This is a genomic window from Domibacillus sp. 8LH, assembly GCF_038806185.1.
In the GTDB taxonomy this organism is placed as follows: Bacteria; Bacillota; Bacilli; order Bacillales; family Domibacillaceae; genus Domibacillus; species Domibacillus indicus_A.
This window is the reverse complement of sequence record NZ_JAVJNG010000377.1, coordinates 1-230: the sequence shown is the minus strand read 5'-3', so window position 1 is coordinate 230 and position 230 is coordinate 1. Positions and strand designations below refer to the sequence as shown.

The following is a 230-nucleotide window of genomic DNA, read 5'->3' as shown; positions in this document are numbered from 1 at the left end:
CGCCTGTACCTGCCGCCATATCTAAAACCTTAATCTCTTTATTGTCAACAAAAAGCTCTTCATCTGCCTCCATCAAGAGCAGGTTGACCATAAGAGCGATGACTTCCCTCGGTGTATAATGAGAGCCCGCCTCCTCGTTTTCAGAAAAGCGACGGATAATATCCTCAAACATATAACCCATCCGCATAGAGTCAACGGTGCTAGGGGACAAATCAAGTTCCGAGAATTTC

1 protein-coding gene is annotated in these 230 nt (G+C 45.7%); it reads right to left on the bottom strand.

Annotated features, from left to right (window positions below):
* Positions 1 to 172 (bottom strand): N-6 DNA methylase (locus RG959_RS25080; RefSeq protein WP_342799394.1); only part of this gene is annotated, 172 nt, incomplete at its 3' end.
* Between the last annotated feature and the right edge of the window lie 58 nt (positions 173 to 230).